General features: G+C 46.8%; 13 protein-coding genes. 7 read left to right on the top strand and 6 right to left on the bottom strand.

Annotation, left to right across the window (positions count from 1 at the left end; all coding sequences use genetic code 11):
* The first annotated feature begins 155 nt into the window (after positions 1-155).
* On the top strand, positions 156-1,400 hold the full coding sequence (locus ACFVQB_RS31240; RefSeq protein ID WP_379448675.1) for a macrolide family glycosyltransferase: 1,245 nt from the start codon (positions 156-158) through the stop codon (positions 1,398-1,400).
* Between the two features lie 167 nt (positions 1,401-1,567).
* Complete coding sequence (locus ACFVQB_RS31235; RefSeq protein ID WP_379448673.1) at positions 1,568-2,422, top strand: aldo/keto reductase; 855 nt, start codon at positions 1,568-1,570, stop codon at positions 2,420-2,422.
* Positions 2,423-2,541: 119 nt separating this feature from the next.
* On the opposite strand, the gene ACFVQB_RS31230 is transcribed toward ACFVQB_RS31235, so the two are convergent.
* A complete protein-coding gene (locus ACFVQB_RS31230) occupies positions 2,542-3,693 on the bottom strand; it encodes a glycosyltransferase family 2 protein (protein WP_379448793.1) in 1,152 nt (383 codons plus the stop codon).
* Positions 3,694-3,933: 240 nt separating this feature from the next.
* Here ACFVQB_RS31230 and ACFVQB_RS31225 point away from each other — a divergent pair, with 240 nt between their 5' ends.
* The 5 genes from ACFVQB_RS31225 (at position 3,934) to ACFVQB_RS31205 (ending at position 11,091) form a co-directional block, all read left to right on the top strand.
* Entirely contained in the window at positions 3,934-5,622 is a 1,689-nt protein-coding gene (locus ACFVQB_RS31225) for an extracellular solute-binding protein (RefSeq protein WP_379448790.1), read from the top strand.
* A gap of 81 nt (positions 5,623-5,703) precedes the next feature.
* Positions 5,704-6,630 carry an ABC transporter permease gene (locus ACFVQB_RS31220; protein WP_379448670.1) on the top strand — a complete coding sequence of 309 codons (927 nt, stop codon included), beginning with the start codon at positions 5,704-5,706 and terminating at the stop codon, positions 6,628-6,630.
* 29 nt (positions 6,631-6,659) lie between these two features.
* Positions 6,660-7,544, top strand: coding sequence for a carbohydrate ABC transporter permease (locus tag ACFVQB_RS31215; protein WP_379448667.1), 885 nt, complete (start codon positions 6,660-6,662; stop codon positions 7,542-7,544).
* Between the two features lie 52 nt (positions 7,545-7,596).
* Complete coding sequence (locus tag ACFVQB_RS31210; RefSeq protein WP_379448665.1) at positions 7,597-9,930, top strand: helix-turn-helix domain-containing protein; 2,334 nt, start codon at positions 7,597-7,599, stop codon at positions 9,928-9,930.
* A gap of 33 nt (positions 9,931-9,963) precedes the next feature.
* Entirely contained in the window at positions 9,964-11,091 is a 1,128-nt protein-coding gene (locus ACFVQB_RS31205) for a glycoside hydrolase family 88 protein (protein WP_379448663.1), read from the top strand.
* A gap of 197 nt (positions 11,092-11,288) precedes the next feature.
* Here the strand turns inward: ACFVQB_RS31205 and ACFVQB_RS31200 are convergent, their stop codons facing one another.
* From ACFVQB_RS31200 to ACFVQB_RS31180, 5 genes are all read right to left on the bottom strand, one after another.
* A complete protein-coding gene (locus ACFVQB_RS31200; protein ID WP_379448787.1) occupies positions 11,289-12,932 on the bottom strand; it encodes a sulfatase family protein in 1,644 nt (547 codons plus the stop codon).
* 183 nt (positions 12,933-13,115) lie between these two features.
* The gene (pdxA, locus tag ACFVQB_RS31195) at positions 13,116-14,117 is read right to left on the bottom strand and encodes a 4-hydroxythreonine-4-phosphate dehydrogenase PdxA (protein WP_379448660.1); all 1,002 of its coding nucleotides are present in this window, start codon (positions 14,115-14,117) and stop codon (positions 13,116-13,118) included.
* Positions 14,114-15,409, bottom strand: coding sequence for a four-carbon acid sugar kinase family protein (locus ACFVQB_RS31190; protein WP_379448657.1), 1,296 nt, complete (start codon positions 15,407-15,409; stop codon positions 14,114-14,116). The genes pdxA and ACFVQB_RS31190 overlap by 4 nt, the downstream gene beginning before the upstream one ends.
* A gap of 62 nt (positions 15,410-15,471) precedes the next feature.
* Complete coding sequence (locus ACFVQB_RS31185; RefSeq protein ID WP_062326625.1) at positions 15,472-16,458, bottom strand: 2-keto-3-deoxygluconate permease; 987 nt, start codon at positions 16,456-16,458, stop codon at positions 15,472-15,474.
* 168 nt (positions 16,459-16,626) lie between these two features.
* On the bottom strand, positions 16,627-18,309 hold the full coding sequence (locus ACFVQB_RS31180) for a sigma-54-dependent transcriptional regulator (protein WP_379448654.1): 1,683 nt from the start codon (positions 18,307-18,309) through the stop codon (positions 16,627-16,629).
* Between the last annotated feature and the right edge of the window lie 337 nt (positions 18,310-18,646).

Raw genomic sequence — 18,646 nt, 5'->3', positions numbered from 1 at the left:
TAAAAAGTGACATATATACTATTTACAAAAATGGAAATAATTAATAGTATATTCATATGGGCATGATTTCCAGATTTTATTTTACCCTTACTTTTTGAAGCTAGAAATACAATATCCCGCTTGGAAGATTGGAAAATTTAATGGAGGTGAATCTCGTGGCACGTGTATTAGTTGTAATGATGCCTGCAGAAGGGCATATCAATCCGACGCTCGGAATAATCAAGGAACTGATAGAGAACGGCGATGAAGTCGTCTACTGTTGTACGGAAAAATACCGGACGAAGATTGAAGCGTTAGGTGCACAATTTAAAGCATACTCCTTCAACGAAGCAACCCTGCTCAACAACCCAGATATGAAGCCATTTGAAATCAAGCACCCTTACCAATTTTTATATATGGTTTTGAAAAAAATTATTCAACGGTTTATTCCGGATGTTCTGAATCTGATCGAAAATGAAACCTACGATTATTTAATTTTTGACTCCTTAATAGGCTGGGGAGGACAAATTTTAGGCGAAAAGCTGGGTATCCCAGCAGTATGCTCAACCACCACTTTTGTTTTTGTGGAGCCTCTCGGATTCGGTAATCAACTGAAGGATGACGATGAGGAGGTCAAGGAGCTATATAACGACATCATCGAGATGTCCAAGCAATTAGCTTCTCAGTTCAATGTGGCTGTGCCTTCTCTGGCGGATCTTTCAGGGCATTCAGGACAACTAAAGGTTGTATATACGAGCCGTTATTTTCAACCCATGGGGGACAAGCTGGACGACAGCTTTGTATTCACCGGCCCATCTATAACCCCCCGTAAGGATGCACCATCCTTTGCAAAAGAATCTCTTCATGCCCTTTATAAACAGGCAGTTTATATTTCGATGGGAACCATTTTAAATAAGGATCTTGATTTTTATAAGCTGTGCTTTACGGCTTTCGGTGATTTGCCTGTGCAGTTTATACTGTCTTCAGGGAAGGATACCGATTTGGAGCCCATTGCTGATCTCATTCCTGACAATTTCATCATCAGACCCTATCTCCCGCAACTGGAGGTGTTGCAGGGTGTAGATGCTTTCCTGACACATGCAGGCATGAACAGTACAAGTGAAGCTTTGTATTACAATGTACCGTTGGTCATGCTCCCGTTAACCTCGGATCAGCCGCGTGTAGCAGGCCGGGTGCAGGAGCTGGGAGCAGGGGTCATCGTGGACAAAAATAACCTTACACCCGACGTTCTGAGAACCGCGGTATTAGAGGTGCTCGGCAATGCCTCCTACAAGGAACATGCTGAGGTTATTGGGAAAACGTTACGCGATGCTGGCGGGTACAAGCAGGCTGCTATGGCCATTAAGAACTTTATGGGCAAGCGGTCGTTATCGGCGACTCCCATTTCTTCGCTTGAATGAAGAGGGGACTGGCCTCCAATAGAACTAGCGAGAAAGCCACTACCTCAATAATTGGGGTGGTGGCTCTTCCATTTGATTCAACGGCGTATGGAGGGGTAGAATAAACGAGAGGGCATATCACTTTTTCCATATCGTTTAGCAACCCTTTCGCAAAGGAGAGTTTACAGATGAATCATACCATCCCGGAATATACGTTGAATGATGGCTTAAAAGTACCTGCCATTGGCTTTGGTACCTATAGCTTAAAAGGAGAAAAAGGTGTCAAATCCATAGCATCCGCGATGGATGCAGGTTACCGCTTGATTGACACCGCGTATAACTATGAGAATGAGGCCACTGTCGGAAAGGCAATCAAGCAGAGCTCCGTTTCCAGAGAAGACCTGCTCATTTCATCTAAACTGCCAGGGCGTTACCATGCCTTTGAGAAGGCGATTGTAGCCATCCAAGAATCCCTATACAGAGCAGATCTGGATTATTATGATCTATATCTGATTCACTGGCCGAACCCTAAGCAGGATATGTATGTGGAAGCGTGGCAGGCACTCATTGAGGCCAAAAAACGTGGATATATCCGTTCCATCGGAGTTAGTAATTTCCTTCCGGAACATAACGAACGCTTGATTAAAGAGACGGGAGTGGCGCCAAGTCTGAATCAGATTGAGCTGCATCCATTCTTTGATCAAGCCGATCAGCGGAAGAAGGACTCGCAGCATGGTATTGTTAACGAATCCTGGAGTCCGATTGGGCGTGGTAATGATGCTGTACAGGATATCGTAAAAGATGAAAAAATCCTTCGTATTGCCGAAGCTCATGGAAAAACGGGTACTCAGATTATTTTGCGCTGGCATATCCAGCTTGGCTCGATTCCTATTCCTAAAGCAGGCTCTCTTCAACACCAGCAAGAAAATATCGATATTTTCGATTTCGAGCTGAGCGAGAAGGAGATGGAGGACATTTCTTCTTATAATCGTGAGGGTGGACGGTTGTGGAATCAGGACCCGAGCGAATACGAAGAATCTTAAATCGCTAAATTTGAAAACGTGCGATTCACCGTAAGGTGAGGAAAACGAGTATAAAGGAAACATAGCCTCCTATTCTACAAAGATGTAGATAGGGGGCTTTTTGTTGTATTAAAAGAAAGCTACTCGACCAATTTCTTAGACCTCTGCGCCATATCCTGTAAAACGCGAGCCACCCGACTTTTTCTGCCTTTTGCTTTTCTCTGTATTCTTGCGAGAGATTTTTTATACGCTTCCACATCTGTTTGAAGCGTGAAGTGTTTGGCGGCAATCCGTAATGTTTTCTTTAACAATCGTGCGGAAGAACGTGTTGTTCTGGACCGGAAGCCTCTGCGCAAGATTCGCAGCGTTTTTTTGTAGGTTTCGAGGTCAGCTGATGGTGGTACAACGCAGAATAAATTGAGTGCGGAATCATTGAATCCATAGGTTTCGAGCATGATTTTCAGATTCTCTGTATTGAGCACTTCTCCTCGGAAATGAGTGGGATGTTCCTGGTGATAACCTACGACCTCTTTCATACAGTAGAAGGACACTTTCAAACGATGCAGCCTGTAGCCCAGATCCCAGTCTTCAAGCCCATAAAGTACAAACCGTTCATTAAAACCACCGACCCGATTCAATAGACTACGCCGGATGGATACACACCGAGTAACAAGCAACATCCAGGGAGCCACATCGGTGCTGGCAAATTGCTTGATGACACCAGGCGGTATTTTGGTTGGGAAAATCACTTTGGACAATGCATCTGTCTGATGAATGATATCTTCCGGTGTGACCAGTGGGATAATTTCATTCGCTGCATCAAATTCAGGACGCCATAAGTTTGAAGGGGTAAGGATCGAACAGCAATGTTCTTTTTCTGATGGCGAGAAGTCTGGATAGTAGTGGGTATAAGCATCGGCAAAAGAATGCGGAAAACCCGAAACGACGGCTCTGGGGTTTTTACGATGATATTGACGCACTGTTCGGATAAATTCGGGTAATGCCAGAAAGTCAGCATCACAGAAGATAACATACAGACCTTTGGCATGCTGAAGCCCCAAATTCCGAATCGCTGACCTGCCACGTTGCTCCGTTTGGGATACGTAGGTCAAAGAATATGAAGACTGGAATGCCTGGACCTGCTCTTTCGTTCCATCAGTGGAACCGTCATCAGCTACGATGACTTCAAAAAGGTGCTTCGGATAGGTTTGTGTCTCAAGGGCTGCCAGTGTAAGCAATAACTGATGTGCCCGATTATAGGTTGGGATAATGACGCTGTAGCGGATCGCCATACCTGTTTCCTCCTTCACGTTGTTGGACGCTCCTTATGAAAAAATCGAACACGTTCAAGTAAGAAGTGATATTAGTTTATTCCATATATGTGGCAGCGACTGGTCAAACACCCTATGATTTTGGAAACGGGCTTGATCAATCTACTTCTTTTGCTCACCGTTCAATCTGGAAATATGATCTTGATCTCTTGCATTCATGTGCAAATCCTGCGCTGCACAAGGAAATATCAAATTTTGGATATGTCGGCAAGAATGGAGGATAGCCATTATAGCGGGCAAGCGGTAACTTTATGGGGAGCGATGACAGGGCTGCTTATCAACGATATGAATTCAATGGGGGGACGTGAAGCGATGAAACGGTCATGGAGAAAACGACTGGTAATCGGATTCTGCCTGATGATGAGCATTACTGCTCTTGCAGGCTGCTCGGGAGACAACGGAAGTGCAGGTGAAGCAGGAGGAGATGGACCAACACCCATTTCAATCTGGATGTCGATGAATACCAATGCGTCCATCACACTCAAGAGCATGAATGAAATCACGGCGATTAAGGAATGGGAGAAGAAAACCAATACCAAAATCGAATTCCAGCATCCCGCGGTGGGTGCCGAGACCGAACAGTTCAATGTCATGATTGCATCGAATCAGCTGCCTGATGCCATGTTTGTCAATGGAGATTACGCCAAGCTGTTCAATGATGGCATCATCATTCGACTTAACGAACTCATTGATGAATACGCTCCCAATTTGAAAAAGATCCTGGAGGAGAATCCCGAGGTTGCCAAACAGTTGAAAGCCGACAACGGGGATATCTATGCGATACCGCATCTGCGTCTGGGGGAATACAAAACCTTCGGTGGTACGTTCATCCGTCAGGATTGGTTGGATGAGCTGAAGCTGGAGAAACCGGAAACGATTGAGGAATGGGAGACGGTACTCAAGGCCTTCAAGGAGAAAAAAGGAGTAGCAGCGCCCCTGTTGTTTGGTGCACCACCCAAAATGACCACGATGGGACCAGCCGCACCGACGTATCTGGAGGCTTACGGCATCACTAATAATACGTTTATGAAAGATGGCAAGGTGGTCTATGGACCAATCGAGCCAGAATATAAGGGATTTTTAACGATGTTCCATCGCTGGTATCAGGAGGGATTGATTGATCCCGATTTTGCTACCAATGACCAGAAAACATACGACGCCAAAATTTTGAACAGTCAAGCTGGTGCATTTTTCACCTTCATCGGTGGAGGTGTAGGCCGCTACCTGCCCGCTCTGCAGGAAACCGATCCGAACGCCAACCTGACAGCCACTCAATATCCGGTACTGAATAAGGGTGATGAACCACTGTTTACCGGACGTTCCTGGGAATGGAGCAGTAGCGGCGTTGTGCTCACCAATAGCAACAAACATCCGGAGGAAACGGTGAAAGCACTCGATTATTTCTTCAGTGAAGAAGGACATATGCTCAAAAATTTCGGTGTGGAGGGCCTCACCTACACGATGAAGGACGGTTACCCGACCTATACTGATGAGATTTTGAAAAATCCGGACGGCCTGTCGGTTGCTCAAGCCATGGCCAAACATTTTATTGCGAACTATCCCTTCGTGGGGGAGGATGACGATCGGTACAACGAGCAATATTATCAGCTCCAACAGCAGAAGGATGCGGCGGTTTTGTTCTCCAAATACAGCGAGAATACGCTGAAGGTGGGCCTTCCTCCGACCAGTCTGACAACAGAAGAATCCACGGAGTACAGCAAGATCATGAGTGATATTGGAACCTACCGGGACGAGATGTTCGTCAAATTTGTCATTGGGGTTGAGCCGATTGAGAACTTTGACAAGTTTGTGGATCAGATCAACAAGTTTAACGTGAATCGGGCTATTAAAATTCAGCAAGCGGCCCTGGACCGTTATAACGCCAGATAAGGAAGAGATGTCCACGGGTGGTGAAGCCTTTTTACCGCTTCACCGCCCTGGACGCCCTCTTTGGAATGAAAAAGGAAGGGGATGAAGGAGTTGTCGCACAAGCTTTCCTTGTTATGGCTCAATTACAAAAAGAATAAAGCCATCTATTGGATGGCTCTTCCCGTCGTTTTATATTTTCTCGTCTTCAAATACCTGCCGATGTACGGAGCCATCATTGCGTTCAAAGATTACACAGTGGGCAAAGGTATATGGGGCAGTGATTGGGTCGGATTGCAGCATTTTCGTGATTTCTTTCAGAGCTATTATTTCTGGCGAATTCTGAAGAATACTCTTTTGCTAAGCTTTTATCAACTGTTGTTCGGTTTCCCGGCTCCCATTCTTCTTGCCCTTCTGCTTAATGAGCTCCGACATGAAATCTTCAAACGCACGGTGCAGACGATCTCATACATTCCGCACTTTATTTCCATTGTCGTCATCTGCGGTATGATTGTTGATTTCTCATCCCGGGATGGACTGTTTAACACCATCATTGGTTATTTTGGCGGTCAGAGCAGCGCGCTTCTCAGCGATCCGGCCAATTTCCGTACCATATATACCGCCTCATCGATCTGGCAGGAGCTTGGCTTCTCCAGCATTATTTATTTGGCTGCACTTAGCGGCATTAACCCCGAGCTCTATGATGCTGCCAATGTGGACGGAGCGAGTCGGCTTCGCCAGGTATGGCATATCACGCTTCCCGGCATCATTCCGATGATTATGATTCTCCTCATACTCCGCATTGGTGGACTGATGGAGATTGGGTTCGAGAAAATTATTCTGCTCTATAATCCGAATGTGTATGATACGGCAGATGTGATCTCGACGTTTGTTTACCGCAAAGGGATTAGTGAAAGTGCCGAGTTCAGCTATACGACCGCGGTGGGTCTCTTCCAGTCAGTCATTAACTTTACGCTGCTAATCGGTGCCAATCGCCTGTCCAAGGTGATATCCAATACCAAGCTGTTCTAGCCAAGAACGAGGTGAAGGGATGGATTTCTTTGCGAATGAAAAGATCAATTGGAGAGCGGCTGTTTGGCGGTGCGAACGCGATTTTGATGACAGTGCTGATTATCGTAACCTTGTATCCACTGCTGCATGTGCTAAATGCGTCGCTTAGCGACTCGAGTCAGCTCATGGCCCACAGAGGTTTGTTGCTTTTCCCCAAGGGGATTACCATGGAGAGCTACAAGCTGGTGCTAAGCAATCCCAACATTCTTTCCGGATACCGGAACACGATATTCATTGTAGTGGTGGGTACGGCGCTTAATCTGCTGTTCACCATTCTGGGGGCGTACACGTTGTCCCGCAAAAGCTTTATGCTCCGCAATCCGATTATGCTGGCGATTGTATTTACGATGTTTTTTAACGGCGGAATTATACCGTCTTATCTTTTGATCAATAACACGCTTCATATGGGCAACAGCCTCTGGGCTCTGATTGTACCGGGTTTGATCAGCAGCTATAATCTGATTATTATGCGGACTTCCTTTGCGGAAATCTCGGAAAGTCTGCTAGAATCGGCCCGTATAGACGGGGCTGGAGAGATGCTCATTCTCTGGCGCATCGTCGTACCATTGTCCATGCCCGTCATTGCGGTGATGATTCTCTTTTACGGCGTCGGTCATTGGAATTCATGGTTCAGCGCGATCCTGTATATTCGGGACCGGAACCTGTTTCCACTTCAACTGGTGCTGCGAGAGATTCTGATTCAGAACAGTACGGACTCGATGACAACAGGAGCGACGGCTATGGACAAAGAGGCTATTGGGGAAAGTGTAAAATACGCAACGGTCATGGTAGCCACCCTGCCTATATTGTTCATCTATCCGTTTCTGCAGAAATACTTTGTTAAAGGTGTTATGATCGGAGCAATCAAAGAATAGAGTTGCCTTATGTCAAGCCATGCCCAAATATCACAATGTGAGGAGGAGACGCATGAAGAGAAAAAGCATCCTGTTATCCTGGGGCATTTCTTACATGGTCATTCTGCTCATACCGATTGTGATCGGTGCTGCTGTTTTTGCCGAGTCTCGCATGTTGCTCGAGGAAGAAGTGAATCGTTCCAACATGGTGCTGTTATCTCAGGTGCAGGAAACCATTGATAACCAGATTGGCGATATTGGCAGCATTAGCAATCAATTAATGGCTGACTCCCAACTCATGAGCTTCATTAATCATGCGTCTGAACAGGATGCCCGCTGGAGGTTCATGGGGATTGATCTGATCAAAAACCTGAAATCCACACGCGTCGGAAACGGCTTGATTAGTGAACTGTATATTTATATCAAACCATCCGATATCGCGTTGTCCTCTTCTTCACTCATTCAAAAAAATTATCTGTATGACATGTTCTATCAGGGCACCAATGTAACCGAGGAAGCGTGGACCCGGCTTATGCATGATTCCGGTAAGAGCATGTACCGAAAGATGGAGGTTCGGAGTGAAGACCGACGGATCGAAGACGCGCTTGTCTATATTCAGCCGTTCCCTATTCAGAATGGCGCTGACAGCCCTGCGACCTTCGTCGTTAACCTGGACCCCAATCGATTCCAGCAAGCCATTGATAATGTACGTTTGGAAAAAGAGAGCACCGTGTTCATTCTGGATCACGACGGTCAAACGTTATTTTCTACCGGATCCCTTGAAACCCCTTACATGAAGGGGGAGGACCTTAACCTTTTCGATGATGCTGGGAAAAGAACGGAAACGATCGATTGGAACGGAGAATCCGTGACCATATCGCAGATTTCTTCCAAGATCCAGGACTGGAAGTATGTATCCATCATACCTACCCGAATCTATGCCAAGAAGCTGACTGTTATCCGCGATATTACACTTGGAGGCGTTGCCGCAGGACTTATCCTTGGCGGGGTGGCAGCCTGGTGGTTCACCAGACGGAATTACCGTCCGCTGGGACGGATCATGAACATTATCTCGGATAAGGTCAAGTGGAAACTGGAGCAGCCGGACGATGAATATGGCATCTTGCAGTCTGTCCTAATGCATGCCTGGGAGGAGCAGGATCAATTTGCGAACAGGCTTAAGGATCAGCAGAGCGTTATACGGAGCAGTCTGCTCTCCAAGCTGATGAAGGGAAGGGTACAGGCGGGTGAGGATTTTGCTTCAACGCTGGAACATTCGGGCATTCGGTTTGAGACGAGATCGTTTGCCGTATTGCTCCTGCATATTGAGGACGTTGAAGGACTATTCCGTTCCAGAGTACGTGAGCAGGACGAAGAGGAAAAGCATCAGTTTGTGCATCTAATTCTGACCAATGTGCTGGAGGAGATGATCGGCTCAATCGGTCAGGTATACTCTGCCGACATTGATGGAAGAATTGCGTTCCTAATTAATATTCGGGAGTGTGAGGAGGATACCAGTCATCGGTTAATTCGTGCAGTCGAAGAAGCCCAGCGTTTCATCGGCTCCCGATTCTGCGTGTACTTTTCTGTAGGCGTTAGCCATATTCATCACCGTATGGCGGAGATCGCGGATTGTTTCCGGGAATCGGAAGAAGCGCTGGAATACAGGTTGATTCTGGGGATCGGTCAAATTATTGATCCGAACAGAATTCGTCGGCCCAAGGAGGAGCTGTATTACCCTCTTGATCTGGAGAGACAGCTCATCAATTATATCGCTACTGGGAATTATGCTCGTTCCACGGAAGTGATGAACGAAATTCTCATGACCAATTTTGCAGGAGAGCCCTTGTCTGTTGAACTGGCTCGCTGTCTGATGTTTGAGTTGATTGGTACCTTTCTGAAAGCGACCGAACAGATCAAGACGGACGACCAGAACGAGATGACGCAGCGCAACGATCTGATTCGGCAATTGTTTGCATGTGAGACCTTTGAGGAGATCGAGGCCGAGCTGCTGCGGATACTGGAGACGGTATGCCAGACGGTGCATGAGCGCAAGCGATCCCGCAGTGAAGAATTGAAGGATCAACTGGTGGAATTTATTCATGAGAGTTATGCGGATGTCAATCTGGGCTTGACCCATTTATCCGAGCGGTTTCGTTTCCATCCGACCTATGTCTCCAAGTACTTCAAGGAACAGACCGGAGTCAACGTGATCGATTACATCAACCATTTTCGAATTGAGCAATCCAAGAAAATTTTACAGGCAGAGGAACTGACGATCCAGGACGTATCCGAACGGGTGGGTTTCCTGAACAGCAATTCGTTCATTCGTGTCTTCAAAAAATATGAGGGAATTACACCCGGCCAGTATAAGCAAAACAGCAGACTTGTCCAGCAAGAGAGTTGAAGAATATGACTTGCCTAGAGGAGGAACTGTTCCATGTGGAAAAAAGCTATTGAAGATGCATTAAATGTCACCCGGCGTAACATAGATCGATTCGAGGGACGCTTTCCTCACGTTAGTAATGGAGATGAGCATTATGAGCTTAACGATAATACGGAGTGGACGGCAGGGTTCTGGTCAGGCATCTTGTGGTTATGCACGGAGTACACTCAGGACTCGAGGTTTCGTGAGGCAGCGGTAAATAGCGTCGATAACTTCCGTCGGCGAATGGAACAGAAAAGCATTTTCGATCATCATGATATTGGCTTCCTTTATTCGTTGTCTTCTAAGGCACAATGGATTGTGGAGCATGACGCCGCCGCAAAGAAACTTACGATCGAAGCTGCCGATATGCTGATGAAACGCTGGCGGGAGGAAGCTGGACTGATTCAGGCTTGGGGACGTAAAGGCGATGTGAATAACGGAGGGCGAATTATTATCGATTGCCTGCTCAATCTTCCGCTGCTGTTCTGGGCGTATGAACACACCAATAACGAGGAGTATCGCCGCGTTGCCGAGCTGCATGCGCTGAAAAGTCGCCGTTTCCTCGTTCGTGGGGATGACTCAAGCTATCATACCTTTTATTTTGATCAGGCTACCGGAGAGGCTATTCGAGGGGGTACGCATCAGGGCTACCATGACGGATCTACCTGGACACGCGGACAGGCATGGGGGATTTACGGTTTTGCATTGTGCAGCCGCTATCTGCAAAGTGCAGAGATGCTGGAGACAGCCAAGCGTCTCGCCCGTTACTTCATTGCCCACCTTCCGGAGGATGAAGTAGCGTATTGGGATTTTGATGCCCCGCAGACGCCTGAACCGAAACGGGACAGCTCTGCATCGGCCATTGTTGCCTGTGGTCTGCTGGAAATTGCCGGACAGCTTGATGAAGCCGATCCTGAGCGGGAGGCATTTCAGAACGCAGCGGAGTCGTCCATGAAATCCTTAATTACTCATTATTCCACGCTGGGCTCCGATACAGCGGAGGGGCTGCTGAAGCATGGTTCCTACTCTGTAAGAGGTGGAGATTCACCTGACGATTACACGATCTGGGGCGATTATTTTTATCTTGAAGCGTTAATGCGTCTTGAACGAGGTATTCCTGGCTATTGGTACGATCGATAAGGTGAGGATTGCTGAGTTATATTTAAAATAATCAAAGTTTATATACAAAAAGGGGATGCCTCATGGTCATGAACATGACGAGGACATCCTTTTTAGCGTTACACTATTTAACGAACTGAGCACATGTTATTAGCTGCAATTTCCATAAGTCTACGATTTGGTTTAACGAATCATAGAGATGTTATTTCCCCGATCCTTTATATCGTAGGTTGATGAGGATACAAACGTTTTTGTTTCCGTTGTTCCTCCAGAAGTTGCATCATCCATTGCTGAATGTTCATCGTCTGCGGAGTGGCATAGGCAGAATGGGCGAAATTGCAGGTCTCCAGCGGATCGTCCGTCAAGTTGTACAATTCATATTCATCATGTACCGGCTGACTCCAGAATTGAGTATTGTCAAAGTACCGGGAAAACTTCCAGATTTCCGGTTTGTTGTTTTTATAAAGGGTGGTAATTACGGTTTCGATGTGGTTGGGTTGTACAACAGACGAATAGGGTACGCCTAATGGATTGGTTTGGTGCTGACCGCGCGTGACATCGTCGTCCGTCATAAAATAGACCGGTTGCTGGGTCAGCGCCGGATTATCGTCTCCATAAACAAGAGGCGTGAGATCCCGTCCTACCAAATGGCGGGCTTCACTGAATTCCTTTTGCAATCGTCCATGGATTTCGGAAACGTTAATATTGGCCAGACCCAGCATGGTTGGCAGCAGATCGACATGACTTGTCAGGCTATGCACATGTTGTTGCTTGGGAAACAGATGTTTATTGTGAATCAGAAAAGGAACATGAAGGTATTCCTCATAGGCACAGTACCATTTTTGATGAAGATTGCCGTGAGCGCCGAGCAGATCGCCATGATCCGATGTGAAAATCACAATGGTATTGTCATAGAAGGAGGAGCGCGTAAGAGCTTCATACACTTTGAACATTTGGCGATCCGCATTTTTTTGCAATTGGTAATATAGCTGGCGGTAGAAGCTCTGATCGGTGATAGGCTGCAAAGCTCTGGGATATAAATCTCTGTAACTCATCTGACAACGTGGTTTGGTACCCAGCCACTCGTGTATTGTCGGGGGAGCGTCAACGGGTGGCATGGGATCTACCTGGAATTTGAAATTGGGCAGGCGCGCGGAGAGATCACCATATAACGTAATATCATGCGGGTTCACAAAGGAAGAGACAATGAGCCAGGGCTCAACATGTTGATGTTCATTCTTCCTGCGATCAAGGGACTCAATGAGATGAACCGTTTCTGCGGCGTATACCTCGTCCCGTCCACTTAAACCAAAGGCGGCGGAGGAAGCGGAGTTGCGAGGATTTCTGCCTATGGGATCAGGGCCGATCCAATCGGAGAATCCGAATTCCTCCAAACGACTCGCGTGAAGGTACAGGCTTTCCAACTGGGGCTCAGGCACTCCGGTCAAGGGATGATAACTGGGAACACTTTGGTGGGTGCCGGGAGAGATGATATCCGCATTGGATATATGCCATTTCCCCTTATAGTACGTCTGGTATCCTGCTGCTCGAAAGTAATTGCCCATCGTAGGCACCGTATTGGGATTCAGCCAGAACATGTCAGAGTCATACGATTCCTTGGCAATGCCGACAGTTTGACTGACACCAAGCAGCGATGGATACTGACCTGTGAACATGGTAGCCCGGCTGGGACAGCAGGCGGTTGTTCCGATATAATGCCGATGGAATTCCATACTGTGAGACTTTAAACGTTCCTGGGTAATCAGATTTTCTCTGCGCCATGTCTGTATTTCTTTGCTTTCATATACAGGAGGATAACGCTCTTCATCCACAAGAATGACAAGGAAGTTGGGTTTCTCCATAGTAGAAGATGGCAGGGGAGTATTGTTCACGGAGTTCACACACCCTCAATCGTTTTTTCTTTAAGGTATGTGATGAAGATTACGAAAAGTCCATATCCACTGACCACGCTTGTACACAAAACGACCGTTTCCCAGTAGTAGTATGGGAAACGGTCGTTACTGTAACATATCTCTTATATTTCTTTAAATTTGCGTTTTTGGCGCAAGCTCAATAGCGGAACGGATGGCGGCCAGCATGCTTTTATCATCAGCGATATTTTTGCCTGCAATATCAAAGGCTGTTCCATGGTCTACAGAAGTACGGATAATGCCGCCTTTAAGACCCACCGTAATGTTCACGCCTTCTTCAATGCCCATGACTTTGATTGGGGCATGTCCCTGATCGTGATAACAAGCAACAACGATATCAAAATCGCCACGGCCAGCGCGGAAGAATAACGTGTCCGCCGGAAGTGGACCAACCACGTTAATGCCTTCCTTTTGCGCACGTTCGATGCCGGGCTGAAGTTTTTCTTCCTCTTCACCGTTACCGAACAAGCCGTTCTCACCTGCATGCGGGTTAATACCGCATACAGCCACACGCGGATTTTCGAAGCCAGCTTTTTTCAATGTATCATGAGCCAGTTTAACGACAGTGTAAGTTCTTTCCGGGTTGATGCTCGCAATGGCATCAATCAGGCCCATATGTGTCGTAAGGTGAATCACTCGCAGATTGGGTGTAGTCAGCATCATGGAGAAATCCTCTGTATCGGTCAGATCGGCCAAAATCTCGGTGTGACCTGGATACAAGTGCCCACCTAGGTGTAGGGCTTCTTTGTTCAGAGGCGCCGTGCAGATGGAATGAATTTGCTGTTTTTTGGCTAGATCAATGGCTTTGGCCAGAAACTGAAATGCTGCATCTCCCGCAACGGCAGATACTTTTCCATATTCCAGATCTGCAGGAATGAGATCCAGATCAATAACGTCCACAGTACCGAATTCATACTTGGCTTCGGATGGCTCATGAATAGCATTTACTTTCAGGCTCGATCCGATGATAGGCAGGACACGCTCCAATATTTTTGCATCGCCAATGACGAGTGGATTGCAATTGTTGTAGACCTCCTGATGGCCCAATGCTTTCATAATGATCTCGGGTCCAATGCCTGCGGCATCGCCCATTGTAATTCCAACGGTTGGTTTCATACGGTAACTCCTCCTTTTAATTTTTCAATTGCATGGATAAAGACGTCGGGCTTGCCGAATCCGCCTGCTTTGGTAATTACGTGCAGATCGTCAATTCCAATAAATTTCGATATCGGTACACCAATTTCAAGCTCATCAAGCAGTTCGAAACCGCTGATGTTCCACTTCATACAGATTTGTTTAGCCGTATCTCCGCCCGTCATGGATACACCTTTGAAATACCCATTCTCCAGCAGCTTGGCGCAGATTTCACCTATGGCTCGTACAATCTCATTGCTGACCTCGGTGTGATTAAGCCCTCGGACTTCACCCGTAGCACGTGCTAGTTCAATATCTACCTGTTCCGCGGTCGAGTAGAGGACAACGTCATTGCCTTCCAAGGCTTTGGCCTTCACTTCCTCATACACACGATCGATTTCTTGCTCACGATCTGCCGATCCCGATACGGCTTTGAAGGAGTGGAACGGGATGGATGATACGTTGGTTTTCTGTAGCAATTGCTTGAGCTGCTCACGGGAGTTTTTGTTCACACTCCCTACCACGGTGAGGATCGGACCCGGATTCGCCGGAATGGTCATTTCCGAAGACGTGGCTCCCAAGCCGTAATGAGTGGGAAGATAGTTCGCGATACCCGCTGATCCTGCCCAAGTAAATGAATAATCCAGCTTGCTGGTGATGCTTAGAATCTGCTCCAAATGTTGCTCATCGGTCGAGTCGACGAGGATATAGGGAATGCCGTTTGCCTTAAAGGTTTCCAGCTGCGTCTTCACCTGATCTGTACCCGATTCAAGATCACTCACCTTAATCTCGCCCACTTCATACTTGGTCTGAAGCTTGAGCAAATCCGGAAGATACGAAAGGGTCACAGGTGTCTTTGGATCATTCGCAATCTCTGTATCGGCCAGTGGAATGCCGTTCAGATAATGTGTGCCATTAAGAATGGTGCGATTGTTCTTGGGATAGCCTGGGGCGATCATCATGAAGTCAGGTTTGACCACATCGTACAAAGCGTCAATCTCAATCCCGATGTTTCCGCGCATGGTCGAGTCCATTTTTTTGAAAATGGTGCCAAATCCGTTTCTCAACAGCAGTTCGGCTGCTCGGCTAACCCGCTGATATGCATCCTCCGGTGTGATGGAACGGCTATCGGTATCAAACACGACCGCATCGTAATGACGAATGTTATCTTCGTCCATGTTGAAAAGTACGCTTGTCTTTAGTCCATGACGGGCAAGCTGCACCCCGCTGTCATTGGCGCCGGTCAAATCATCTGCAATAATGGCTAATTTCATGCAGTCATCCCTCCTTGAAAATCAAAATTAAATATAAGTCCGGTCAGCTAAATTCAGTGCATTTATGTGGATGGTCTTTGATTGTATTTCTCGACGCCGCCTGATTTCTCCAGCCTTTTGGAAAGGAAGCCGATGAAGATCGGCAGCAGGATGGCAGTCGTCACAACACTTGCAGCAATCTGTACCGTAGCGATCTCGGCAATTGGGGCAAAAGAAGCGTTTGCAGCCACGATGGCAGCAGGCGTACCTACAGCGTTACCAGCTGTGGAACCTTCGGAAGCACCAACAATCGGGTTCCAGCCAATGGCTCTGAACAGCAGGAATCCAACGCCACCAGTGATCAGTACAGTCAGGACACCCAACAAGATACCGCTTAATCCACCTTGAATGATCGACGAGAAGTTGATTCCCATACCGAGTGAAAAGGCGAAGAATGGAACGAGCTTGTCACTGCCTTTATGCAGCCAATCAGCCATGTTGCGATCCAGATTACCAATAACAACACCGACGATAAGCGGAAGCAATACGGCTACAAAGGACATCGGAGAGAACATGCCGTTGGCAAAGCCCATCGCACCGAAAATGGAAAGAGCAACCATGGTGAGGAACGGTCCGTCGCTGAGCGCGAGGAACGGATAAGCCGCCTTGTCATCTTCTTTGCCGTATTGTCCGGCCAGCGCGATGTACAGTCCACCATTGGAATTCGTCATAGCAGCGATAATGGCAAGCGGTGCCAAACCAAGGAATAAACCATTGGAATCCGCAAAATAGATGGCGATTAAACCTAATATTGCACCAACTGCCCACTTGAACACAAGCAATGTAACGCCTTTACCAACCGAAGAACCGGCCGTCTTGAACGTGATTTGCGTACCAGCAATCAACAGGAACAGGGCGATCAATGTGCTTGAGCTATTTACGAACAGGGCTTCCGTGAAACCCCCGATTCGCAAAGCATTCGGAAAGAATGTGTTAATGGTTGCACCGAGCAACAGGGGAACAACCATCATACCGCCAGGAATACGATCTAATGTTGCTTTAATGTTCATAGTAGTGGCTCCTTATGAAGTAATCGTTTTTATAAAGCGTTTGCAGGGATTATGTTATCCCATATTGTTTATTTTAGCAACACTTAATTATTGTAAATTTTAAGAAATAGCTATGAGTGTTTAATTATGCAACACATATAATCATAAAAAAAGCGTAAACCTAAAGAGTTACTCTTTAAGTTTACGCCATAACGTGGCACGGTTAATCCCCAAGCGGTCGGCCGCCTTGGATTGATTATTGTTTTCCTCATGTAGAACGAATTGAATAATCTCTTTTTCGATTTCTTTCAGCGTACCACTTAGCTTCATCGTATTGGATGAGGGTTGTTCACCAAGCAGATGTGACAAGGTCTCGGCTGAGATCACGTAGTCCTGTTCATTCAGTGCAGCTTGTTTGATCAGATGCCTCAACTGGTTCACTGTCATATGCGGAACTTGATCTCTGATTAGCTGCAACGCGTCCTCTTTCATCTTCACCGCAACCGTCCCATACTTCTGGTAGTAATCGCTGAGGAAATGCTGGATCAGTGGAGCAAGATCCTCCTGCCTGTCCACAAGGCTCGGCATAATGATCGTATTAAGCTCGACATCAAGGGTTCTATTTGGGTTCAATCCCTGTTCCCCCAGGATGAATACTCCGATCCGCCTTTGTAGACAGGTCTGAATGAATGAGATCAATTCCTCATCCTTCGTGCCATTTTCCAAATGATTAATCTCAACGTTGCGCACTTTGGAGAGTGGGATTTTGTGCAAATGGCCTGGAGGAACCTGGGCAAGATCGATTTGGAGCATCAGCCCACCGCTGGAGTACATCTGATGAATATGTTTTACCAGAAAAGACTTGCCCGAATCCGCTTCGCCTAGCAGATAAATGGGTTCATGGTTCTCGTAAAGCGCCCGGATGTTCTTCAATACGGCCTGCATGGCAGGCGATTCGGCAACGATCGGCTCCATGGATATATCGGTATATGCCGTTATGCCAAATTGTGCAAAAGCATAGGGCTGTCCTTTTTCAAGAGAGTATACTTTATAGGTTTTGTTACTTAACGTCGTTTCATAGGCCGTTACCGTAAGCTGGTAATCATCCACGATGAACACATTTTGAACTTGGGATTGATGGAAATCCAGGTTGGTATTGGTGAGATAAATGTGATTATTGGTTAACGGATTCTGCTCAAAATCAGTCCAATTCTCGAATACAACCTCGTTCTGGTCGTCCAAGATCATGAGATTTGGATGCTCCTTGGTAACCAGGTTGTTTAAAATAATCGATATCGCGTGATTTTTGCTCAAGTACCGATATACCAACTGTGCATCTTCAAGCGCTCTAAGGATGGATTCCTTGCCGGATTGGATCAGCAAGCCTTCCAAACCATACGTTTTGGCCGTATTGACGGTGATGACATCACCAACAATCTGGCGGTACCCTGACGCTTTCAGTTCCAGCAGCAGCCTTGCCACATCCTCGGAGCTGCGTATGGTATACACCTTTAAAGGCAATTCCATTAGATCGATAATCGACTGTGCCCCTGAAGTAATGTTGGCAAAGCCAACGATAGCGGTTTGGCCGTTGAACTGGCTTGCCAGCGTTAGCGAACGAATCATGTCATATCCGGACAACTGCACATCAATGACGGGAATGGTTACGGCTTCCTTGATTAGCTGAGCGGTACCGCCACGGCTAATCATAATCTCCGCCCCGTTTCGTTCAGCCTGGGTCGCCAATTCGGCGCCTTTCATCAGATCGCCCACCTCATATTGAATGGCTAACTGGGGAAATAGCGGAATACATTCTTCTATAATAGTAGTCATGGATTCGTAAGGAGCGATAATATGAACTCGTGTACGCATAATTTTCCTGCCTTTTATAAAAATCATTCATGGTTCCTGCGGGTACATCAGACCAGAGGGCTTTCCTTATTATAGCCAACTTGCAGAGGAATGGCATCCCTGGCTCCTACGGATTCGTTTTGCTGACGTGTTATTAGTGAATTCTCCTGCAGAGTTTTGTGGAGTGAAGGGCGTCCATGTCTGGAGTATCAACGGGAATAACAACTGGGGCAGATTGCCGAATACGTTCATATGAATTTTGGCGTCGAACTGCTGGATGTCTTTTTCACAACGGTGGAGAGTCTTCCTATTGAATTCTAGTAGGGTATGCATCTATGAACACATGCTATAATAATTG

This window comes from Paenibacillus sp. NPDC057886 (assembly GCF_042796655.1).
GTDB lineage: Bacteria > Bacillota > Bacilli > Paenibacillales > Paenibacillaceae > Paenibacillus.
Note: the sequence above shows the minus strand (reverse complement) of the source record. Positions and strands in the feature narration are given on the sequence as shown.

Coding starts and splice junctions, on each gene's coding strand:
- ACFVQB_RS31225 (WP_379448790.1), top strand. CDS start 3,934: ATGTCGGCAAGAATGGAGGATAGCCATTATAGCGGGCAAGCGGTAACT.
- ACFVQB_RS31210 (WP_379448665.1), top strand. CDS start 7,597: ATGAAGAGAAAAAGCATCCTGTTATCCTGGGGCATTTCTTACATGGTC.
- ACFVQB_RS31185 (WP_062326625.1), bottom strand. CDS start 16,458: ATGAACATTAAAGCAACATTAGATCGTATTCCTGGCGGTATGATGGTT.
- ACFVQB_RS31180 (WP_379448654.1), bottom strand. CDS start 18,309: ATGCGTACACGAGTTCATATTATCGCTCCTTACGAATCCATGACTACT.
- ACFVQB_RS31200 (WP_379448787.1), bottom strand. CDS start 12,932: ATGGAGAAACCCAACTTCCTTGTCATTCTTGTGGATGAAGAGCGTTAT.
- ACFVQB_RS31230 (WP_379448793.1), bottom strand. CDS start 3,693: ATGGCGATCCGCTACAGCGTCATTATCCCAACCTATAATCGGGCACAT.
- ACFVQB_RS31235 (WP_379448673.1), top strand. CDS start 1,568: ATGAATCATACCATCCCGGAATATACGTTGAATGATGGCTTAAAAGTA.
- pdxA (WP_379448660.1), bottom strand. CDS start 14,117: ATGAAACCAACCGTTGGAATTACAATGGGCGATGCCGCAGGCATTGGA.
- ACFVQB_RS31190 (WP_379448657.1), bottom strand. CDS start 15,409: ATGAAATTAGCCATTATTGCAGATGATTTGACCGGCGCCAATGACAGC.
- ACFVQB_RS31220 (WP_379448670.1), top strand. CDS start 5,704: ATGAAGGAGTTGTCGCACAAGCTTTCCTTGTTATGGCTCAATTACAAA.
- ACFVQB_RS31205 (WP_379448663.1), top strand. CDS start 9,964: ATGTGGAAAAAAGCTATTGAAGATGCATTAAATGTCACCCGGCGTAAC.